We start from the raw sequence: 16555 nt of genomic DNA on the forward strand, positions 1-16555 counted from the left end.
CCGGGCACCCCGGCTCACAACTTCAGGTCGAGCAACCCATCACCCAGATCCTCGTCAGACAACGTCTGCTGGATCAGGGCCCGATGCGCCTGCTCGCTCCACAATTCGAACTTGTCGCCCATACCGAGCAATACCGCCTTCTTCTCAATGCCCACCGCACCGCGGTGGCTGGCGGGGATGCTGATGCGACCGTTGCCGTCGAGCTCCAGATGGGCGGCCGAGCCGACCAGCTTCTGCTGCAACAGGCGCACGACGCGCTGGGTGTTGGGCTTGGACATGACGTCGTCGCGGACCCGCTCCCATTCCGACTCTGCATACAGCCACAGGCAGCCGGCTTCGAACGGGTTGTAGGTCAGCACGAGACGGTTGTTGCTGGCGCGCGCGACGAGGTCGCGGTAAGCGGTGGGAACCGCCATGCGCCCTTTATCGTCAACTGTGATGGCCGTCTCGCCCTGGAACACGACGCGTGCACCTATCCTTCGCCCGGTGAAACATTGAACCACGAAAACCCACAAAACACCCGGATTTCCCTCTGATGCCCACCTTAGCAGCGGCCGAAGGGTTGTCAACAACTTTTCAGCGGGGAAATCGCCAGCCGCATCAATGGCTTGCAACAACCTTTAGAGAATTGTTCAAGGCTTATCCACAAGTTGCTGATCCGTCTCAATTTTTGAGATTGAACGGAAGTTCAGGGGTGTGGACAGAGCGTGAAACATCGCTCGCGCATTCATCCGGGACGGGCAGGAAGCGGCGCCAGACTGCGCAAACCGTGCACAATGAAGCCATGTGCCTGCTCGCTCTTGGCTGGATGCACCACCCGCGCTGGCGGCTGGTGATGACCGGCAACCGTGATGAGTTCCACGCCCGCCCGACAGCGGCGCTGGCCCCCTGGCAAGATGAGACCTCCGTCATCGGGGGGCGCGACCTGCGCTCCGGCGGCGGCTGGGCCGGCGTCGGTGCCGATGGACGCATGGCCGTGGTCACCAATGTCCGCGACCCGCTGGCCGCCCAGACCGGTCCTTCACGGGGTGCGCTGGTGGCCGACTTCCTGCGCGGCCGCGACCCCGCCGCCGTGCATATCGACCGACTGGCAACGGTGGCCGGCGCCTACGCCCCATTCAACCTGCTGCTGGCCGACGGCCACAGCCTGGAGTTCCTGGGCAACCACCCTGCCGAGCGCCAGCGCCTGGGCCCGGGCGTGCATGGCATGTCCAACGGCGCGCTGGACGCGCCCTGGCCGAAGACCCGGCGGCTGATGGCTGCGCTTGAAGCCTGGTTCGAGGCCGGCGATGAGGACCTGACCCCGCTCTGGGCCGCCCTGGCGGACGAACATCGCCCCGCCGACAGCGACCTGCCCGACACCGGCATCGGACTGGAACGCGAGCGCTGGCTGAGCCCGGCCTTCATCCGCGGCGACGACTATGGCACCCGCGCCAGCACGGTGCTGCTGATCGATGCCGAAGGGCACGGGCAGATCCACGAGCGTCGCTTCGGCCCGCAGGGTGTCGCCCTCGGCCAGAGCCAGGTCGATTTCTGACCCTGTACCTGTTTTCTGTGTCTATAAATGTCTGCACGCACGCCACACGATGACCCGGCGCGGTTCTGCCGCGCGCCTCACCGATCCACAGGGAGTCATCGATGCGCCGTGTTCTCGTACTTGTCGTCACCCACCTGCTCGCCCTCGGCCTCGGCTTCGGCCTTGGCATCTACCTGCTGCCGATCCTGATCGCTCCCGACGACCCGCCGGTCGCGCAGGTACAGGCGGCGATGGGCGACGCCCGTTACCACACCACCTTCCGTCGCGACCTCAAGGGCAGCGACGCCGTGCACTGGGCCGACGGCAAGGTCAGCGTCAGCCCGCGCCAGGTCGCGTTCGACGGCAAGATGGGCCCGGGGCCGGACTACAAGGTCTACCTCGTGCGCGACTTCGTCGACAACAAGGCCGATTTCCTGAAGATCAAGGCACAGGCCCAGCGCATCGGCGAGGTGAAGACCTTCAACCGTTTCCTGGTGGACGTGCCTGAAAGCGTCAACGTGGACGATTACACCACCGTAGTGGTGTGGTGCGAACGGTTCGAGCAGTTCATTTCCGCCGGGCAGTACCGCACGCCGGGTTGAACAACATCCCAAGCATCTGGGCGGAGAGCAGCCGAGCATGACTCAGCTCTACTGTAGAGCCGAGCCATGCTCGGCCTACCGTAAGAAAGAGGCGGAGCCGGCCGATAAGCCGGGTTCTGTCGTGGACAGTCATTCCTCTAGGCGTTACGTCACCGCAACGCTCAAGCAACCTACCCGGATCCAACGCGGGCCGCGCCAAAGGATCCCTATTTGGTCTTGCTCCAGGTGGGGTTTGCCGTGCCGGTCTGTTACCAGACTCGCGGTGCGCTCTTACCGCACCATTTCACCCTTACCGGCCTTCCGAAGAAGACGTAGGCGGTATCTTTCTGTTGCACTTTCCGTCGGCTTGCGCCGCCCAGGCGTTACCTGGCACCTTGCCCTATGGAGCCCGGACTTTCCTCGGCACCCCCGAAGGGATGACGCGACTGTCTGGCCGACTCCGCCAGCGCACATTCTAGCCTACGCACGTCCTTCCTGCCGTGCTGATCGCGGCATCCGGTTCATCCATCCACGCATGGCGTGGATCTATTGCCATCTCCGCTCTGATGGGTGCGGACCTTGGTCCGCACGATCCATCAACTCCCGTACAACGCCTTGCGCGGCGCGCCGGTCAGCTCGGCAGCCAGTTTCGCCGCGGTCGACGGCGGCAGATGCTCGCTCAGCTTGGCGTAGACACGGCGGCCATGCGCCAACTGCGCTTCCTCATCGTCGCCGGCACCCTGCACCATCACCACGAACTCGCCCTTGCGCTGGTTCTCGTCGGCTTCCACTTTGGCCAGCAGCCCCGCCAGATCGCCATCGAGCACGGTCTCGAACAGCTTGGTCAGCTCGCGCGCCAGCACCGCCGGGCGCTCGCCGCCGAAGATCGCGGCCATGTCGGCCAGCGACTCGGCGATGCGGTGCGAGGATTCGTAGAACACCATCGTGCGCACTTCACCCGCCAGCGCCTGCAGCCGGTCGCGGCGGCCGCTGGCCTTGGCCGGCAGGAAACCTTCGAAGCTGAAGCGGTCGCTGGGCAGGCCGGCCACGCTCAGCGCGGCGATGGCGGCACAGGCCCCCGGGATCGGGCTGACCTTGATGCCGGCCGCGCGCGCGGCACGCACCAGGCGGAAACCGGGGTCACTGACCAGCGGGGTGCCGGCATCGCTGACCAGCGCCAGCGACTCACCGGCCTGCAGGCGCGACACCAAGCGCTGCGCCAGGGCCTCTTCATTGTGTTCATGCAGGGCCACCAGCGGCTGCTGGATGCCGAAATGGGACAGCAACTGGCCGCTGCGGCGGGTGTCCTCGGCACAGATGGCCGCCACCGAACGCAGCACCTCCTGCGCGCGCGGGCTCAGATCGGCCAGGTTGCCGATCGGGGTGGCGACGACGTACAGGGTTGGGACACTCATTTCAGCGGTACTCACGGGGCAAGGGTAGAATCGTAGCGTGTACCCGGCCAAGGCCGCTGCCCTCATCGCATGGACCCGATCATGAACAAGCCCGCCGCACGGATCTCCGCCCTGTCGCTGTCGCTGATGCTGCTGGCCGGCTGTGCCACCACCAGCCTGACCAGCGCGCCCGAATCGCCGGCCCAGAGCCAGGCGCTGGCGCTGATCGAACAAGGCAAACCGCGCGACGCCGCCCTGCAGCTGGAAGCGCTGGCCGCAACCCTGAAAGGTGGCGCCCGCAGCAACGCCCTGGCCGATGCCGCCTGGGCCTGGCACCTGGCCGGCGACAGTGCCCGCGCGCGCAGCCTGCTCGGCCAGCTCACCGCCCGCCAGCTGTCCGGCGCCAGCCTGCAGCGCTACCAGCTGACCGGCGCCGAGCTGGCACTGGCCGACAAGCAGCCGGCGCAGGCCCTGGCCCTGCTGAAGGAACAGGGCGACAACGTCTTCCCCGCACTGCGCACGCGCTGGCACGTAGCCCGCGCCAACGCGCTGCAGGGCACCGGCGATGCCTTCGGTGCCGCCACCGAGCGCGCCCGCGCCCACGCCAGCCTGACCGGCAGCGCACGCAGCGAGAACCAGGCCGCCATCGCCGGTCTGCTCGGTACGCTTGACGACGCCACCCTGCGCAGCCGTGCCGCCGCGCTGCCGGCCAACGACCCGCTGTACAACTTCGCCGGCCGTGCGCTGATCGCGCGTGGCCTGCCGCTGCCGCGCCCGTTCGACCGCGATGGCACCGCCCAGTTCGATACCAGCAAGCGCCCGCCGGCCATGAGCGACGGCTACCGTCCGCCGGCCAAGCTGGCCGTGCTGCTGCCGCTCAGCGGCCGCCTGGCCACCGCCGCGCAGCCGGTGCGCGATGGCCTGCTGGCCGCGTACTACGGCGAGACCCGCCGCCGCCCTGACATCAACTTCATCGACACCGCCGGTACCCCGGCCGGTGCGCTGGCCGCCTATGACAAGGCCGTCGCCTCCGGCGCCGACTTCGTGGTCGGCCCGCTGGGCCGTGACGAAGTGGATGCGGTCTATGGCCGCCAGCAGCTGCAGGTACCGGTGCTGGCCCTGAACCGTGGCAAGGACGCGCCGCCAGCCGGCAGCGCCGGCTTCTCGCTGGCGCCGGAAGACGACGGCATCGTCGCCGCCGAATACCTGCGTGGCCGCGAGCGCGGCAAGGCGTTGGTGATCAACAGCGCCGACGATACCGGCCGCCGTGCCGCCGCCGCCTTCGCCCAGCGCTTCGCCCAGCGTGGTGGCCAGGTGGTGGCCACCGTCGGCGTCAGCGACGCGGTTGGCGATGTCGGCGCGCAGGTGCGCAATGCCGGCCAGGTCGATGCCGTGTTCCTCGCCGTGCGCGCGCCGCAGGCCCGCCTGCTGGCGCCGCAGCTGGCGCTGGCCGGTGCCGGTGGCGCCACCCGCGTGGGCACCTCGCAGCTGACCGTCGGCAGCGGCAAGGTGGAAGAAGACGTGGCGCTGGACGGCATCGTCTACCCGAACGAAGCCTGGAACGTGCGCAGCGTGTCCGGCCTGCCCTCAGCCAGCCAGGTCGCCAGCACCCTGCCCAGCGCACGCGGTGCCGCCGGCCGCCTGTTCGCCTTCGGCGCCGATGCCTGGAAGATCACCGCCTACCTGGACAAGCTGTCCAACGAAGGCGGCCTGGACGGCGCCACCGGCACCCTGTTCCTGGACAGCAACGGCAACATCCTGCGCCAGCCGGCCTGGTCCACCTTCAATGGCGGCCGGCCGATGCCGATCGTCGGTGGTCGCTGAGCGCAGCCAACGGGGCTCGGCGGTGGAAGCGGCCGCCGAGCAGCATCTGCAACAGGCCGGACTGCAGCCGCGTGCGCGCAACGTGCGTTATCGCGGCGGTGAACTGGACCTGGTGATGGACGACGCCGGCACCGTGGTGTTCGTGGAAGTGCGTTACCGCGCGCGATCCGATTTCGGTGGCGGTGCGGCCTCAGTGGATGTGCGCAAGTGTCGACGCCTGGCGCATGCCGCGTTGTTGTACCTGCAGGACCATCCCGCGCTTGCCGATGCGCCCTGCCGTTTCGATGTGGTGGAAGCCACGGGTGAACCGCCGCAGTTGAACTGGCTGCGCGATGCGTTCCGGCTGGATGATTGCTGATGTGTACCGTCCGCTCTGGTAGAGGCCGACCTTGGTCGGCGCTTCTGTGCCAACCAAGGTTGGCACCTACCAGCGCGCAGCCTGGCCGGCACGACCATGGTGCGTGACTGATGCCTTCGATCATCACCCATGCCGCTGTGCCTTTGGCGCTGTGGTGCGCCGCGGATCGTGGCCGCATTCCGGCATGGCTGCTGGCTGCCGGTGTGGTCGCCGCGATGCTGCCCGATGCCGACGTGCTGGCCTTTGCCCTGCACATTCCCTATGCCGATGCGTTCGGCCATCGCGGTGCCAGCCATTCGTTGTCGTTTGCCTGCGTGCTGGCCGCGTTGGCCGCGGTGTGGGCGTTCTTTGGTAGCGGCCGACCTTGGTCGGCACCACACAGCTCCGGTAGTCGCCGACCTTGGTCGGCGGTTTCGCGCCAACCAAGGTTGGCACCTACCCAGCGAGGGCCAACGTTGGTGTCCACCGTACAGGCGGCGGTGTTCGTCTTCATCTGCGCCGCCAGCCATCCCCTGCTCGACGCAATGACCTCCGGTGGCCTCGGCGTTGCCCTCGCCTGGCCGTGGAGCGAACAGCGCTTCTTTGCCCCGTGGCGGCCGATCCGCGTTTCACCGTTTGCGCCGCAGTTCTTCAGCGCGCGCGGCATCGCCACCCTGCTCTCGGAACTGCGCTGGGTCTGGCTGCCGCTGGCCGGCGCCGTTGTTGCCTGGAAACTGATCCAACCCGCTCCTGCTGCCCCAAGAGATCTGTCATGAGTACTGCCCTGCCCGCCGCATTGATTGCCGAACTGTCTGCCCTGCTGGGAGCGGAGGGCTGGCGCATGGATGACAACGCGCTGGAGGCGAACGCGCAGGACAACTCGTGGCGCCACCAGCGCCCCGCTGCCGTCGCGCTGCCCGCCAGCGTCGAACAGGTGCAGGCACTGGTGCGCGCCTGCCGTGCACATCACGTCGCGCTGGTCGCGCGCGGCGCGGGCACCGGCACCACCGGTGCAGCCGTGCCGTTGCCGGGCAGCATCGTGCTGTCGTTCACCCGCATGGACCGCATCGTGGAGATCCGTGCTGGTGATCGCTGCGCCGTGGTGCAGCCCGGCGTGCTCAATGGAACGCTGCAGCAGGCGCTGGCGCCACATGGCCTGTTCTGGGCGCCGGACCCATCCAGCGCGGAGATCTGCAGCGTGGGTGGCAACCTGGCCTGCAACGCCGGTGGCCCGCGCGCGGTGAAGTACGGCACCAGCCGCGACAACGTGCTGGGCCTGGTCGCGGTCACCGGCACCGGCGAGGTGATCCGCTGCGGTGGCGCCTACACCAAGGACTCCACAGGCTACGACCTCACCCACCTGCTGGTGGGCAGCGAAGGCACGCTGGCGCTGATCGTGGAAGCCACCCTCAAGCTGACCCCACTGCCGGTCAGCCAGGCCGGCCTGCGCGTGCTGTACCGCGACGCCGATGCGGCGGCCGCTGCGGTGTCACGCCTGATGTCGCAGCCGGTGGTGCCCACGCGCCTGGAATTCATGGACGCCCGCAGCCTGGAGCTGCTGCGCCTCAATGGTGCCGAGGTACCCGAGGCGGGCGCGATGCTGCTGGTCGAAGCCGATGGTGACCACGATACCCTGCCCTACCTGTTGCAGGCACTGGCCAGCGCCGCCGAAGGCGACGGCATGATCGAACTGGACGTGGCAATGGAAGGCCGCGCACGCGACCAGTTGTGGGCCGCACGCAAGGCGCTGTCACCCGCACTGCGCACCGTCGCGCCCGGCAAGATCAATGAAGACGTGGTGGTACCGGTGTCGCGCATTCCGGAACTGGTGGCCGGCGTGCAGGCATTGGCACGCGAGTACACGCTGACCATCGTCACCTTCGGTCATGCCGGCAACGGCAACCTGCACGTCAACATTCTTTACCACCCGGACGATGCCGACGAGAACGCACGCGCGCATGCCGCGCTGCCGAAGATCTTCGAACTGACGCTGTCCCTGGGCGGCACGTTGTCCGGTGAGCATGGCATTGGTCTGGCCAAGCGCGATTTCATGGCGCAGGCGTTCAGCCCGGCCACGCTGGTGACGATGCGCGCGATCAAGACCGCGCTGGACCCGGATGGAATTCTCAACCCGGGCAAGGTGCTGCCGCCGGTGTGATGCTGGCCGGGCATGAACCGGCGCTACCAAGGCGTGCACCTGTAGAGCCGAGCCCACGCTCGGCTGCTCTTCGTTCAGATCACGATGCACCCGCGCTTCGCGCGGTGAGCCGAGCGTGGGCTCGGCTCTACAGAGTCCGCGTGCCGAAACGGTTGGGGTCGGATCCCATTGCCAAGCAATGGGCTCCGACCCCCCACACGCCCGCTTACCAGGCCATGCGCACACCCACCTGGCCACCCACGTTGCGGTAGCCATGGTCGCCGCGCTGCACGCTCAGGCCGCCCCAAGCGCCCCAACGCTGGCCCAGCTTCAACTCGGCACCGGCCTGCACTTCATAACGATTGCGCGGCACATCCGCGCCCAGCGTGTCATCGTTGAACTGCAACGTGCTGGTACCGCTGCCGCGCAGCCAGTTCACGCCCAGGTACGGCTGCACGGTGTTGCCACCCGCAATGCCATGGCCGAACACGCGCACGCCCAGGCGCCCGCTCAGGCCGCCGGCATCGGCGTGGTCGATCACCGTGCCATTCGTCTCCACGTGGCGATCCGCACGGTAGTCCGCATACGTCAGCTGCAGCTGCGGCTGCACGTAGAGCGAACTGCCAGCACCCTGCCACACATTGAAGGTATGGCCCATCTCCAGTGACGCAGTGGCCACACGCGAATCATAGTGCTCCGGCTCCAGGCCGATACCCTGCACACGGTTGTCGAAGCGGCCAAACTGCATGGCTGCGTCCACGTAGGCACCGCCGGTTCCTTCTGCATCCTGCAGCCAGGTGCCGTACACGCCCAACGCAGTGCCACGCACACGCCCCTTGGCGCTGTAGCCGGTCAGCTCGGATAGCGCACTGCTGTCAGCGCGCCCGTTGCCCAGCATCACACCGAACGCGGCGTTGCCACGACGCAGCAGATCACTGCCGATCTGCAGCACCGAGGTGTTGCCATCCACCGACAGCTGCCCCCCCCACTGCAGTGAAGTCCGCATTGCTGCGACCCACGCGTGCCCATGCAGTGCGCTCACCCGTGAGGGTGCCGGTGCGATCATGCATACGATGCGCGAACATGTTCACCGCGGCCGACTGGTTCGCCAGATAGGCACCGGCTTCCGGGCGCAGTATCGGCGGCGGCCGGATCGGATCCACGATGCCGCCACCGTCCTCACCCTCGCCGCCCTCGATCGGGTCCGGGCCCGGGTTCCCCACGCAACCCGGCGCACCCGGGTTGTCTTCGCAGACATCAAACCACTGCGAACGCAGGTACCAGTGGCCATCGGTGGGATCGGCCAGACCGCCCTGGAACAGGAAGTACTCGTACGAACCACCCACCGCACGCCCGGTCAACGCATAGCTGGCCAGCGATGCGCCGTCCACTTCGATCAGCTGGATGCCATCAACGGTGGGGGCACCCACACCGCCGATGTTCCTCACCGCAATCAAGGCATCACCGGAGGTATCACCGCGCACGTGCAGGCGGTCGATGGCCGAATCATCACCGGCTAGCGCGCCCTGGAACAGGAACGTGGCGCCTTCGCTGTGCAGGTCACCTTCCACCGTGAGCGTATTGAAGCGGCCGCTGCCGTTGGACAGTGCCAGCGCGCTGTCGCGCACCTGCAGATCACCCACCGTCGCATCGCCGGTCAACGTCCATTGGCTGCCGCTTTCAAGCGCAAGCGTCTGCACCAGATTGGAAGACCCCTGCCACAGCGCGCCATCCGCCAGGCGCACGTGTACATCGGACTGCGGCGCCAGTCCGGCGTCTTCGTCCTCGGGCGTGATGACGATATCGCCGTGCAGCTGAGAGCCCCCTTCCAGCGCCACGTCGAAGCGGCCGGCCACGGCAGCATCCAGCGCCAGGCCGATGCCATTGCCACCAGACACCACCACGCCGTTACTCAACGTCAGCGCCGGATCGCGGCTGCTGCGCAACCAGATGCCACCGTGCTGCGCACTCACCAGCGAGCCGCCGTCGATGCTCATCTGGCCGTTGTCGTTGATCACCGCCGCCCAGGCACCTTCACCTTCGGTGCGCACGTGGGTATTGGCCAGCGTCATTTCGCCCACGCCACCGGAGAGCACACCATGCGCGCCCTCACCGGTGGTCAGCACGGTGCTGTCCACCAGATCGATGCTGCCGCCCTTTCGCGCAACAGCCCCTATCGCGTTGTTGCCGGTGGTGCTCAGCAACGAGCCACGGACATCGAAGCGGGGGCGCACCGCGCCGCTGAGTTCCGCGTACAGCGCATGGCTGGACGCGCCCGTGGTGTGGACCTCCGCGCCGTCCAGCGTCACCGCACCGCCGCGATTGTCGATGCCAACCCGATTGTCACCTTCGCTACGGACCACACTGCGCAGGAGTTCCAACGTTGCCGAGTCGTAAACTGCAACCGTGGCCGCCCCTCCATCGCCCAGCAGTTCGGATCCCTCGACATGGGCGGTCGTCCCCAGCCCTGAGAGCCGCAGCGCTCCGTTCGCCGCATGCACACGACTGCCCGTCAGCTCCAGCCGCGCACCACCAATCGCGCTGATGCCATGGTCACCGCGAACATCCACCGATTCCAGTCGCATGCTCCCACCGTGGGCTTCGACGGCCGTGCTCCCTGCTGCAACTGCGGTAACGGAACCTCCAAGCAAGGCGACGTCGCCGCCACCTGCCAGACCGGTCCCCAAGCCCTGCACCGTGATGTGCACATTGCGCAGCTCGCCGGTACTGCCTGCGTGGATGGCGACGCCAAGACCTGCACCCTCATGGACAACCTGTGTGTCCTGCAGGTGCAGGGCGGCGCCCGAGTTGGCCAGGGCGACGTAGTTCCCCGCGCCGCGGCTGACCAGGGTGCTCCCTGCGATCCGTGCCGTACTGCCCGCACCACTGACCATCACCGCGTTGGCATTGCTTCCTTCCACGGTGATCGCACCGCCGCCCAACTCCAAAACACCGCCGCCACTGACCATCACGCCGTGCGCGCCATTGCCACGGGTGAGAATGTCTGCGTGGCCAACGCTGGCAGCGGAACCCACAACGTTCATGCCGTGACTGGCTGAACCCTGTGTCTCGATGCTGACCCTGGCGATCTGGATCGCACCGTCAGCGCCGGAAATGGACACGCCTGCTGCATTGTCGCCACGAGTGGTGATGGTGGCATCGGCAACATGCAGGCTGCTGCCGGTGCCTTCCACGCGGATGCCAGCAGCCCCATTTCCCTCGGTGGCCAGCACGACCGCATCGTTGGCCGCGATGCGGCCGCCGTTGAGTACATGGAACGCGTGCGCGTCGACACCGGTGGTGGAATAGCTGCCGCCCGCGGGATTCTCATGGGTGCCATCAGCCACCACCTGCTGAGCCTGGACGGCAGGTGAGACGAACAGCGCGCCCGCCAGGGCGATTGCGAGGGGATGGTGATGCGGGGAAGCAGTGCGCATTCGAGGTCTCCGGGAGGTGGCCGACATGCTCGCGGCGCGACCAACGCGCCGCCATCGAATCCGTTGCAATCACGGCTGCGTCCGAATGTCGCAGATCGCTGGGCCCCATATCCGCGCCTTAACGGCTCCCATAGCGGATTAGCCCGCCAAGCGCGCTTTGCAACTAATTGCATGGGAACCCTCCTGCGGCGAGAGGACACTCGCGGCCATTCCAGACATGCGCATTCGCAAACAACCACCTGCCTCACGTTTTCTTCACGAGTTGCAGGCTTATACGTCACCCCGCTGAACAGGGGTTTCCGGTTGTCATGCAGTGTCCCGCTCGTTTCTCTCTGCAAAGGACAAGACCATGCACCTTCATCCTGCCCGTCCCCTGTCGCTGTGCCCGTTGGCCCGCAGCCTGCTGCTGGCGCTTTCCACGCTCTCCACTGGCGTCGCATTGGCGGGCGATCTCGATGGCCAGTCCGCCGAGGTCGTCGCGGGTGATCCGGTGGAGTCCTGGACACTGAAGAATGGCTCGACGCTGGTCGGTCGCGATGCGGCGATGAACTCGATCTACGCCGAAGACAGTTCTACCATCACGCTGCAAGGCGGTACGGTGACAACGGGCCCGTCCAGCAATACTTCCGTCACGCTGGTAGGTGATGCCACCCTGACCGCAGTTGGCACCCATTTCCGCGGCAGCGGCATCCACCTGACCGGCGGCAATACCGTGGCCCGTCTCACCGGCGGCTCCATCATCGTGACCGCAGCCGACATGACCGCCTTCGGCGGCCGACCCGTCGGCGTCGATCTTGCGAGCGGGTTCGTCAGCGCGGGGACTCGGAACCCACATGCAGTGCTCGATGCCATGCAGATTCTGGTGGAGGACCACCCGTCGGCAACCCAGCCCTACAACAGCGGCCTGGGCGTTCGCCTGCAGTTCGGCACGATGGACATCCTCAACGGATCGCATGTGACCGGTGCCAACGTGGGCGCGATGCTGTGGGGCGAGCTCAATCCGGCGGGTGCGGTGACGCTCAACGTTGATGACTCCACGTTGGTGTCCCAGCGCAGTGCGGCCATCCAGGTCATGCCGCTGGAAGACAACGACTACAACATCACGATCCGCAACGACGCCAAGCTGTCGGGCGCTGATGGCAACCTGCTGCTGGTCAGGAGTGAATTCGGCCCTCTCGCTGCGCGCACCGACGTCAACTTCACCGTTGATGATTCCAGGCTGGCCGGCAACGTGACCTTCGACCCGACCACGGTCACCAATGGCACGCTGGACGTGATCCTGCGCAACAAGGCCCAGATCGACGGCCGCTTCATCAACGTCACCACCGCCAGCATCGACAGCGATGCCACCTGGCTGATGACCGGCGACAGCACTGTCGGCCATCTCACCCTGGGCGCCGGCGGCACCGTGGCGCTGGGCAACGGCAGCAGCTTCAATACGCTCAGCCTGGATGAGTTCACCGGCAATGGCGGAACCCTGCTGTTCAACACGCAGCTGGGCGACGACACCTCGCTGACCGACAAGCTGGTGATTGCCGGCGATGCGAACGGCCAGGCCAACGTGCGCGTACTCAATGCCGGTGGTGCCGGTGCCAAGACCGATCGCGGCATCGAGCTGATCGACATCGGCGGTGCGTCCAATGCGCAGTTCGATCTGGTCGGCCGCGCCGTGGGTGGCCAGTACGAGTACTTCCTGGTGAAGGATGCCAACGGCAACTGGTACCTGCGTTCGGAGCTGGGCGGTGCGCCGGATCCGTGCCTGGTCGACCCGACCCTGCCGGAGTGCAAGCCGATCGATCCGGTGGACCCGGTGATTCCGCCGCCGCCGATCCTGCGCCCGGAGACCGGCGCCTATCTGGCCAACCAGTTCGCGCTGGACCAGATGCTGCGCCACAGCTACCGCGACCGCCAGGGCGGCGCCGCTGCGGCGGATGGCATCCGTGGCTGGGCCCGCGTTGACGCCACACAGAGCAAGCTGGGTGCGGTGGATGACCAGCTCGACCTGCGCGTGGACCGTTCGCGCCTGCAGCTGGGTGCGGACATCGGCGTGTTCGATGACGGCCGTGGCCGCGTCGGCGTGATGGGTACCGCTGCACGCAGCAGCGCCACCTCGCGTTCGGACGTGACCGGCTTCAGTGCACGCGGCAAGGTGGAAGGTGGTGCGCTGGGCGTGTACGGCAACTGGGCCAACGACGCGATGTACGTGGATGCCAGCGTGCAGCGCGGCCAGTTCCGCAACCGTGTGCAGGGTGATGGCCTGGCCGAAGAGCGTTATGACTCGGATATCTGGCAGTCGTCCGTCGAAGCCGGTTATCGCTTCGGCATCGGCCAGATCGGCAGCACCGCACTGAGCCTGCAGCCGGAACTGCAGCTGGTGTACACCGACGCGAAGACCGACGTGCATACCGAAACCAACGGAACCGTGGTGCGTGCGCAGGGCAACAGCGGCCTGTCCGGCCGTGCAGGCCTGCGTCTGCAGGGTGAATCGCGCTCGGCCGCGGGCGCCTCGGTCAGCCCGTACCTGGCGGCAAACTGGTATCGCGATGGCGCCGGCAATGGCATCGCCTTCGATGACGAAGTGCTGAAGGCCGGCATTCCGCGCAACCGCTATGAACTGAGTGCAGGTGCACGGGTGGAGTTCCGCTCCGGGTTCAGCGCTTGGGGTGGGTTTGGCGTCATGCGTGGTGACAGCGGGTATCGCGAAGCAACTGCCAACCTGTCGGTGGCGTACAGCTGGTAATGAAACAAGAACGGCGCCGGAGCAATCCGGCGCCGTTCCACTGTGCACGATGCGCTTTCTGTAGAGCCGAGCCCACGCTTGGCTACTCTCCGGTCAGATCACGAAGAACGCCGCGCTTCGCGCGGTGAGCCGAGCATAGGCTCGGCTCTACAGGGAATCCGTGCGAACTCTGACGCAATCGCCTCACTCCGCATGACCACGCAACGCGTGCATGCAGATTGCAATAATTTTGAATTTGAAAATTATCTGATTGGTGCAGCGGCACTTCCGTGCACATCATGGATCGCCACCGACAACGGGTGGCATGGGCTTGCAATCCCGTTGGACTATCGCGTTGTTTACGCTTGCCTGTCGGCGTCGCTCTCTCCTTGTTGGGCGGCGTCGGCAGGCAATCCGTCCGCGCCTTATGGCGGGCGGTGCGTGGGGGCCTTGTGCCCGCCGGCTAACACGCGTTGGTCCCCGGTATTGCAACCACGCACCGTCCGCCGCCCTCACCCAGCGCGAGGGCGGCCCTTTGCCATCAGCACAAGGATGCCGCCATGACTTCTTCGCTCTATCCCTATCTGTTCGCCACACTGGGCGATGCCGTTGAACGCCTGCCGGATGACCTGGCCAAAGCGCTGGAAACCACGCTGGGCAGCACGATGGGCGCCCACGCCGACGAGGGCATTACCCTGCTCGGCTGCCAGCAGCGCATTCGCCACGTGGAGGCCGCCGACGGGCGAGCGTGGCCCTGGAAAACCCGCACCCAGGGTCATGGCATCGCGATGGCACGCCTCGACCGCGCCAACGCCGGGCTGACGCTGCTGCTGGAACTACTGCATGCCATCGAACGTGTGCGCGTAGACGGCGATGAGGGTCAGCAGGCGGGCGATGACGTGCGTGAGGGACTGCTGCTGGCCTGCCGCGGGCTGGCCGAGCATGTGGATGTGCAGTTGCGGGAAGCCGTGTAGCGCCGAGCCATGCTCGGCTGCTCTTCGTCATGGCCTCTGGAATGCCGGCGAGCCATGCATGCAGCCGAGCATGCGGTTCGGTGCTGCAGCCGCAGATCAGCCGCCTTCCCTTACCAGTAGTCCACGTTCAATACCGCCTCGCCCCTGATCAAGCCAGGCTGCAACGCATCACCAGTGCGGAAGTAGCGCGCAGTGAATGCATGGTCGTGCACACCGCCAGTGCCGGGATCGAAATCCCATTGCTGCCCAAACTGGACTTCACTGCCATTGCGCAACATCTGCACCCGCACGCCCTTCGCGTCTGATCCGGCGCTTGGGGTGAGCAGACTGCCCGTGTTGGACGCATCTGCTGCATCCGACAGCATCATTCTTGCTCGCGGCGCATCAACCCCGCAGTTCATGCGGAGTGCCACGACTTTCTCCTTCGCAGTACTTCCCGGCGTGGTCAGTTCGGCAACCTGCACATCCTGCAGCGTCTCAGCCGCATCATCCAGAGGGCAGGTCGTGGCAGGAAAGACCATCTTCAGATGAAGCGGAAACGTGCCACTGACGGATGGGTAAGCACCCGCATTGACATGCATGCTCCCTCCACCAATCTCAAACGATCGCAATCGACGGTCGTCCGACCGTGTGAAGAAGGCAACGCCCGAATTGAATTGCACGTTCGCCGGCAGGGTTCCCGTGGATGTCCTGACGATTGGCATTGCCGCCCCCACCTCCAGCGGTGTGAGCGGCGGATACAGGGGTAGGGCCTGGATCCAGTAGAAAATGATCAGTGGCGAGTCGGGTGCCGCTTCGTAGGCAGGAAATGTCTCTCCTTGCCAGTAGATGGTTCCTGCGGGGCGCAATCCCGGGAATTCGACGCGCACGTCCATCGCAAGGTCTTCATCCGGCACAGTACAACCGCGGATGTGGTGGATGGCGACCTCTTTTGCAATCTCCTGGCCGGGCCATGATGGATAGGTTTGATGCACGCTGTCGTGGTTCATCGCCCGGTACTCAGACGATGTGCAGGCCCGGGCAGTCCCGGCGCCTGCAACCATCAGCGCGACTCCTCCTGCAAGCACGCCGAGGCCTCTTTTAGCTGATCTGTTCCGCATCACTCGTAATCCGCCGTCACCACGATTTCAGCCTGCACGGCACCTGCGCTCACCCCTGCCACAGCCGGCAGGTAGTAGCCGGCTCGCAGTGGGTAGCTAGCTGTCGCACCACTCACCACCACCTCTATGCCGGTGTCACCGTTCTTCAGATACGTGTTTCCTGTGGAACCGGCCAGCAATGCGACCGATACGCCATCGGCCGCATCAGTGGCGGCGGTGTTCTTCCAGCGATCGGCATCGCCATCGGCTGCAGTACCGGCGAAGGACAGCGTGGCCTTGCCCACGCCCACACAGCCAGTGAAGTCCAAGGTGCCAGCTTTGAGCTTGTTGTCGCCCTGCACCAGTTCATCGGCCTTGATCGGGTCCAAGTCAATAGCAGGCGCCGCCAGGGTGCAGGTACCCGGCAGCACACGGCCGGTGATTGTCAGTGTGGCCTGGTCAGCGAATGCGGCCGAAGCACTCAGGCATAGCGCGGCGGCGGTTGCCAGCTGAAGGAAGGAACGGGACATGCGGAAGCTCCTGTGAGCGATGAAAGG

General features: G+C 66.3%; 12 protein-coding genes, 1 other RNA gene and 1 pseudogene. 8 read left to right on the plus strand and 6 right to left on the minus strand.

Features of this window, described 5'->3' with window-relative positions; all coding sequences use genetic code 11:
• Window positions 1-14 precede the first annotated feature (14 nt).
• A complete protein-coding gene (gene mraZ / locus AC5P6E_RS10555; RefSeq protein WP_004143635.1) occupies window positions 15-461 on the minus strand; it encodes a division/cell wall cluster transcriptional repressor MraZ in 447 nt (148 codons plus the stop codon).
• 323 nt (window positions 462-784) lie between these two features.
• On the opposite strand from mraZ, the gene AC5P6E_RS10560 reads away from it, so the two are divergent.
• Together AC5P6E_RS10560 and AC5P6E_RS10565 are read left to right on the plus strand one after the other, a co-directional pair.
• Window positions 785-1537, plus strand: a complete 753-nt coding sequence (locus AC5P6E_RS10560; RefSeq protein WP_197654289.1) for an NRDE family protein — start codon at window positions 785-787, stop codon at window positions 1535-1537.
• Window positions 1538-1638: 101 nt separating this feature from the next.
• On the plus strand, window positions 1639-2118 hold the full coding sequence (locus tag AC5P6E_RS10565; RefSeq protein ID WP_010481944.1) for a DM13 domain-containing protein: 480 nt from the start codon (window positions 1639-1641) through the stop codon (window positions 2116-2118).
• Between the two features lie 89 nt (window positions 2119-2207).
• Here the strand turns inward: AC5P6E_RS10565 and rnpB are convergent.
• Together rnpB and rsmI are read right to left on the minus strand one after the other, a co-directional pair.
• An RNA gene (gene rnpB, locus AC5P6E_RS10570) (RNase P RNA component class A) lies at window positions 2208-2559 on the minus strand.
• A gap of 134 nt (window positions 2560-2693) precedes the next feature.
• Window positions 2694-3512: a 16S rRNA (cytidine(1402)-2'-O)-methyltransferase gene (gene rsmI / locus AC5P6E_RS10575; RefSeq protein ID WP_005412235.1), complete on the minus strand. Its 819-nt coding sequence runs from the start codon at window positions 3510-3512 to the stop codon at window positions 2694-2696.
• Between the two features lie 81 nt (window positions 3513-3593).
• Between rsmI and AC5P6E_RS10580 the strand changes: the two genes are divergently transcribed.
• From AC5P6E_RS10580 to AC5P6E_RS10595, 4 genes are all read left to right on the plus strand, one after another.
• The gene (locus AC5P6E_RS10580) at window positions 3594-5315 is read left to right on the plus strand and encodes a penicillin-binding protein activator (RefSeq protein ID WP_395136304.1); all 1722 of its coding nucleotides are present in this window, start codon (window positions 3594-3596) and stop codon (window positions 5313-5315) included.
• On the plus strand, window positions 5305-5673 hold the full coding sequence (locus AC5P6E_RS10585) for a YraN family protein (RefSeq protein WP_029379788.1): 369 nt from the start codon (window positions 5305-5307) through the stop codon (window positions 5671-5673). The genes AC5P6E_RS10580 and AC5P6E_RS10585 overlap by 11 nt, the downstream gene beginning before the upstream one ends.
• A 110-nt stretch (window positions 5674-5783) precedes the next feature.
• The gene (locus AC5P6E_RS10590) at window positions 5784-6428 is read left to right on the plus strand and encodes a metal-dependent hydrolase (protein ID WP_241873286.1); all 645 of its coding nucleotides are present in this window, start codon (window positions 5784-5786) and stop codon (window positions 6426-6428) included.
• Window positions 6425-7810, plus strand: coding sequence for an FAD-binding oxidoreductase (locus tag AC5P6E_RS10595; RefSeq protein WP_495230937.1), 1386 nt, complete (start codon window positions 6425-6427; stop codon window positions 7808-7810). The genes AC5P6E_RS10590 and AC5P6E_RS10595 overlap by 4 nt, the downstream gene beginning before the upstream one ends.
• Window positions 7811-8015: 205 nt before the next feature.
• On the opposite strand, the pseudogene AC5P6E_RS10600 reads toward AC5P6E_RS10595, so the two are convergent.
• Window positions 8016-11226, minus strand: a pseudogene (locus AC5P6E_RS10600) (autotransporter family protein).
• Between the two features lie 349 nt (window positions 11227-11575).
• Between AC5P6E_RS10600 and AC5P6E_RS10605 the strand changes: the two are divergent.
• Together AC5P6E_RS10605 and AC5P6E_RS10610 are read left to right on the plus strand one after the other, a co-directional pair.
• Window positions 11576-13966 (plus strand): autotransporter family protein, encoded by a 2391-nt coding sequence (locus tag AC5P6E_RS10605; protein WP_495230938.1) that lies wholly within the window; start codon window positions 11576-11578, stop codon window positions 13964-13966.
• 539 nt (window positions 13967-14505) lie between these two features.
• Window positions 14506-14919, plus strand: a complete 414-nt coding sequence (locus AC5P6E_RS10610) for a hypothetical protein (protein ID WP_495230939.1) — start codon at window positions 14506-14508, stop codon at window positions 14917-14919.
• A 110-nt stretch (window positions 14920-15029) separates the two neighbouring features.
• Here AC5P6E_RS10610 and AC5P6E_RS10615 read toward each other — a convergent pair whose 3' ends face one another.
• Both AC5P6E_RS10615 and AC5P6E_RS10620 read right to left on the minus strand, forming a co-directional pair.
• Window positions 15030-15908, minus strand: a complete 879-nt coding sequence (locus AC5P6E_RS10615) for a fimbrial protein (protein WP_312662490.1) — start codon at window positions 15906-15908, stop codon at window positions 15030-15032.
• A 110-nt stretch (window positions 15909-16018) separates the two neighbouring features.
• Complete coding sequence (locus AC5P6E_RS10620) at window positions 16019-16528, minus strand: fimbrial protein (protein ID WP_191862986.1); 510 nt, start codon at window positions 16526-16528, stop codon at window positions 16019-16021.
• Window positions 16529-16555: the final 27 nt, after the last annotated feature.

This window comes from Stenotrophomonas sp. YJH_SMC_16 (genome assembly GCF_059367875.1).

Coding starts and splice junctions, on each gene's coding strand:
- AC5P6E_RS10560 (WP_197654289.1), top strand. CDS start 785: ATGTGCCTGCTCGCTCTTGGCTGGATGCACCACCCGCGCTGGCGGCTG.
- AC5P6E_RS10565 (WP_010481944.1), top strand. CDS start 1,639: ATGCGCCGTGTTCTCGTACTTGTCGTCACCCACCTGCTCGCCCTCGGC.
- rsmI (WP_005412235.1), bottom strand. CDS start 3,512: ATGAGTGTCCCAACCCTGTACGTCGTCGCCACCCCGATCGGCAACCTG.
- AC5P6E_RS10580 (WP_395136304.1), top strand. CDS start 3,594: ATGAACAAGCCCGCCGCACGGATCTCCGCCCTGTCGCTGTCGCTGATG.
- AC5P6E_RS10590 (WP_241873286.1), top strand. CDS start 5,784: ATGCCTTCGATCATCACCCATGCCGCTGTGCCTTTGGCGCTGTGGTGC.
- AC5P6E_RS10595 (WP_495230937.1), top strand. CDS start 6,425: ATGAGTACTGCCCTGCCCGCCGCATTGATTGCCGAACTGTCTGCCCTG.
- AC5P6E_RS10605 (WP_495230938.1), top strand. CDS start 11,576: ATGCACCTTCATCCTGCCCGTCCCCTGTCGCTGTGCCCGTTGGCCCGC.
- AC5P6E_RS10610 (WP_495230939.1), top strand. CDS start 14,506: ATGACTTCTTCGCTCTATCCCTATCTGTTCGCCACACTGGGCGATGCC.
- AC5P6E_RS10615 (WP_312662490.1), bottom strand. CDS start 15,908: ATGAACCACGACAGCGTGCATCAAACCTATCCATCATGGCCCGGCCAG.
- AC5P6E_RS10620 (WP_191862986.1), bottom strand. CDS start 16,528: ATGTCCCGTTCCTTCCTTCAGCTGGCAACCGCCGCCGCGCTATGCCTG.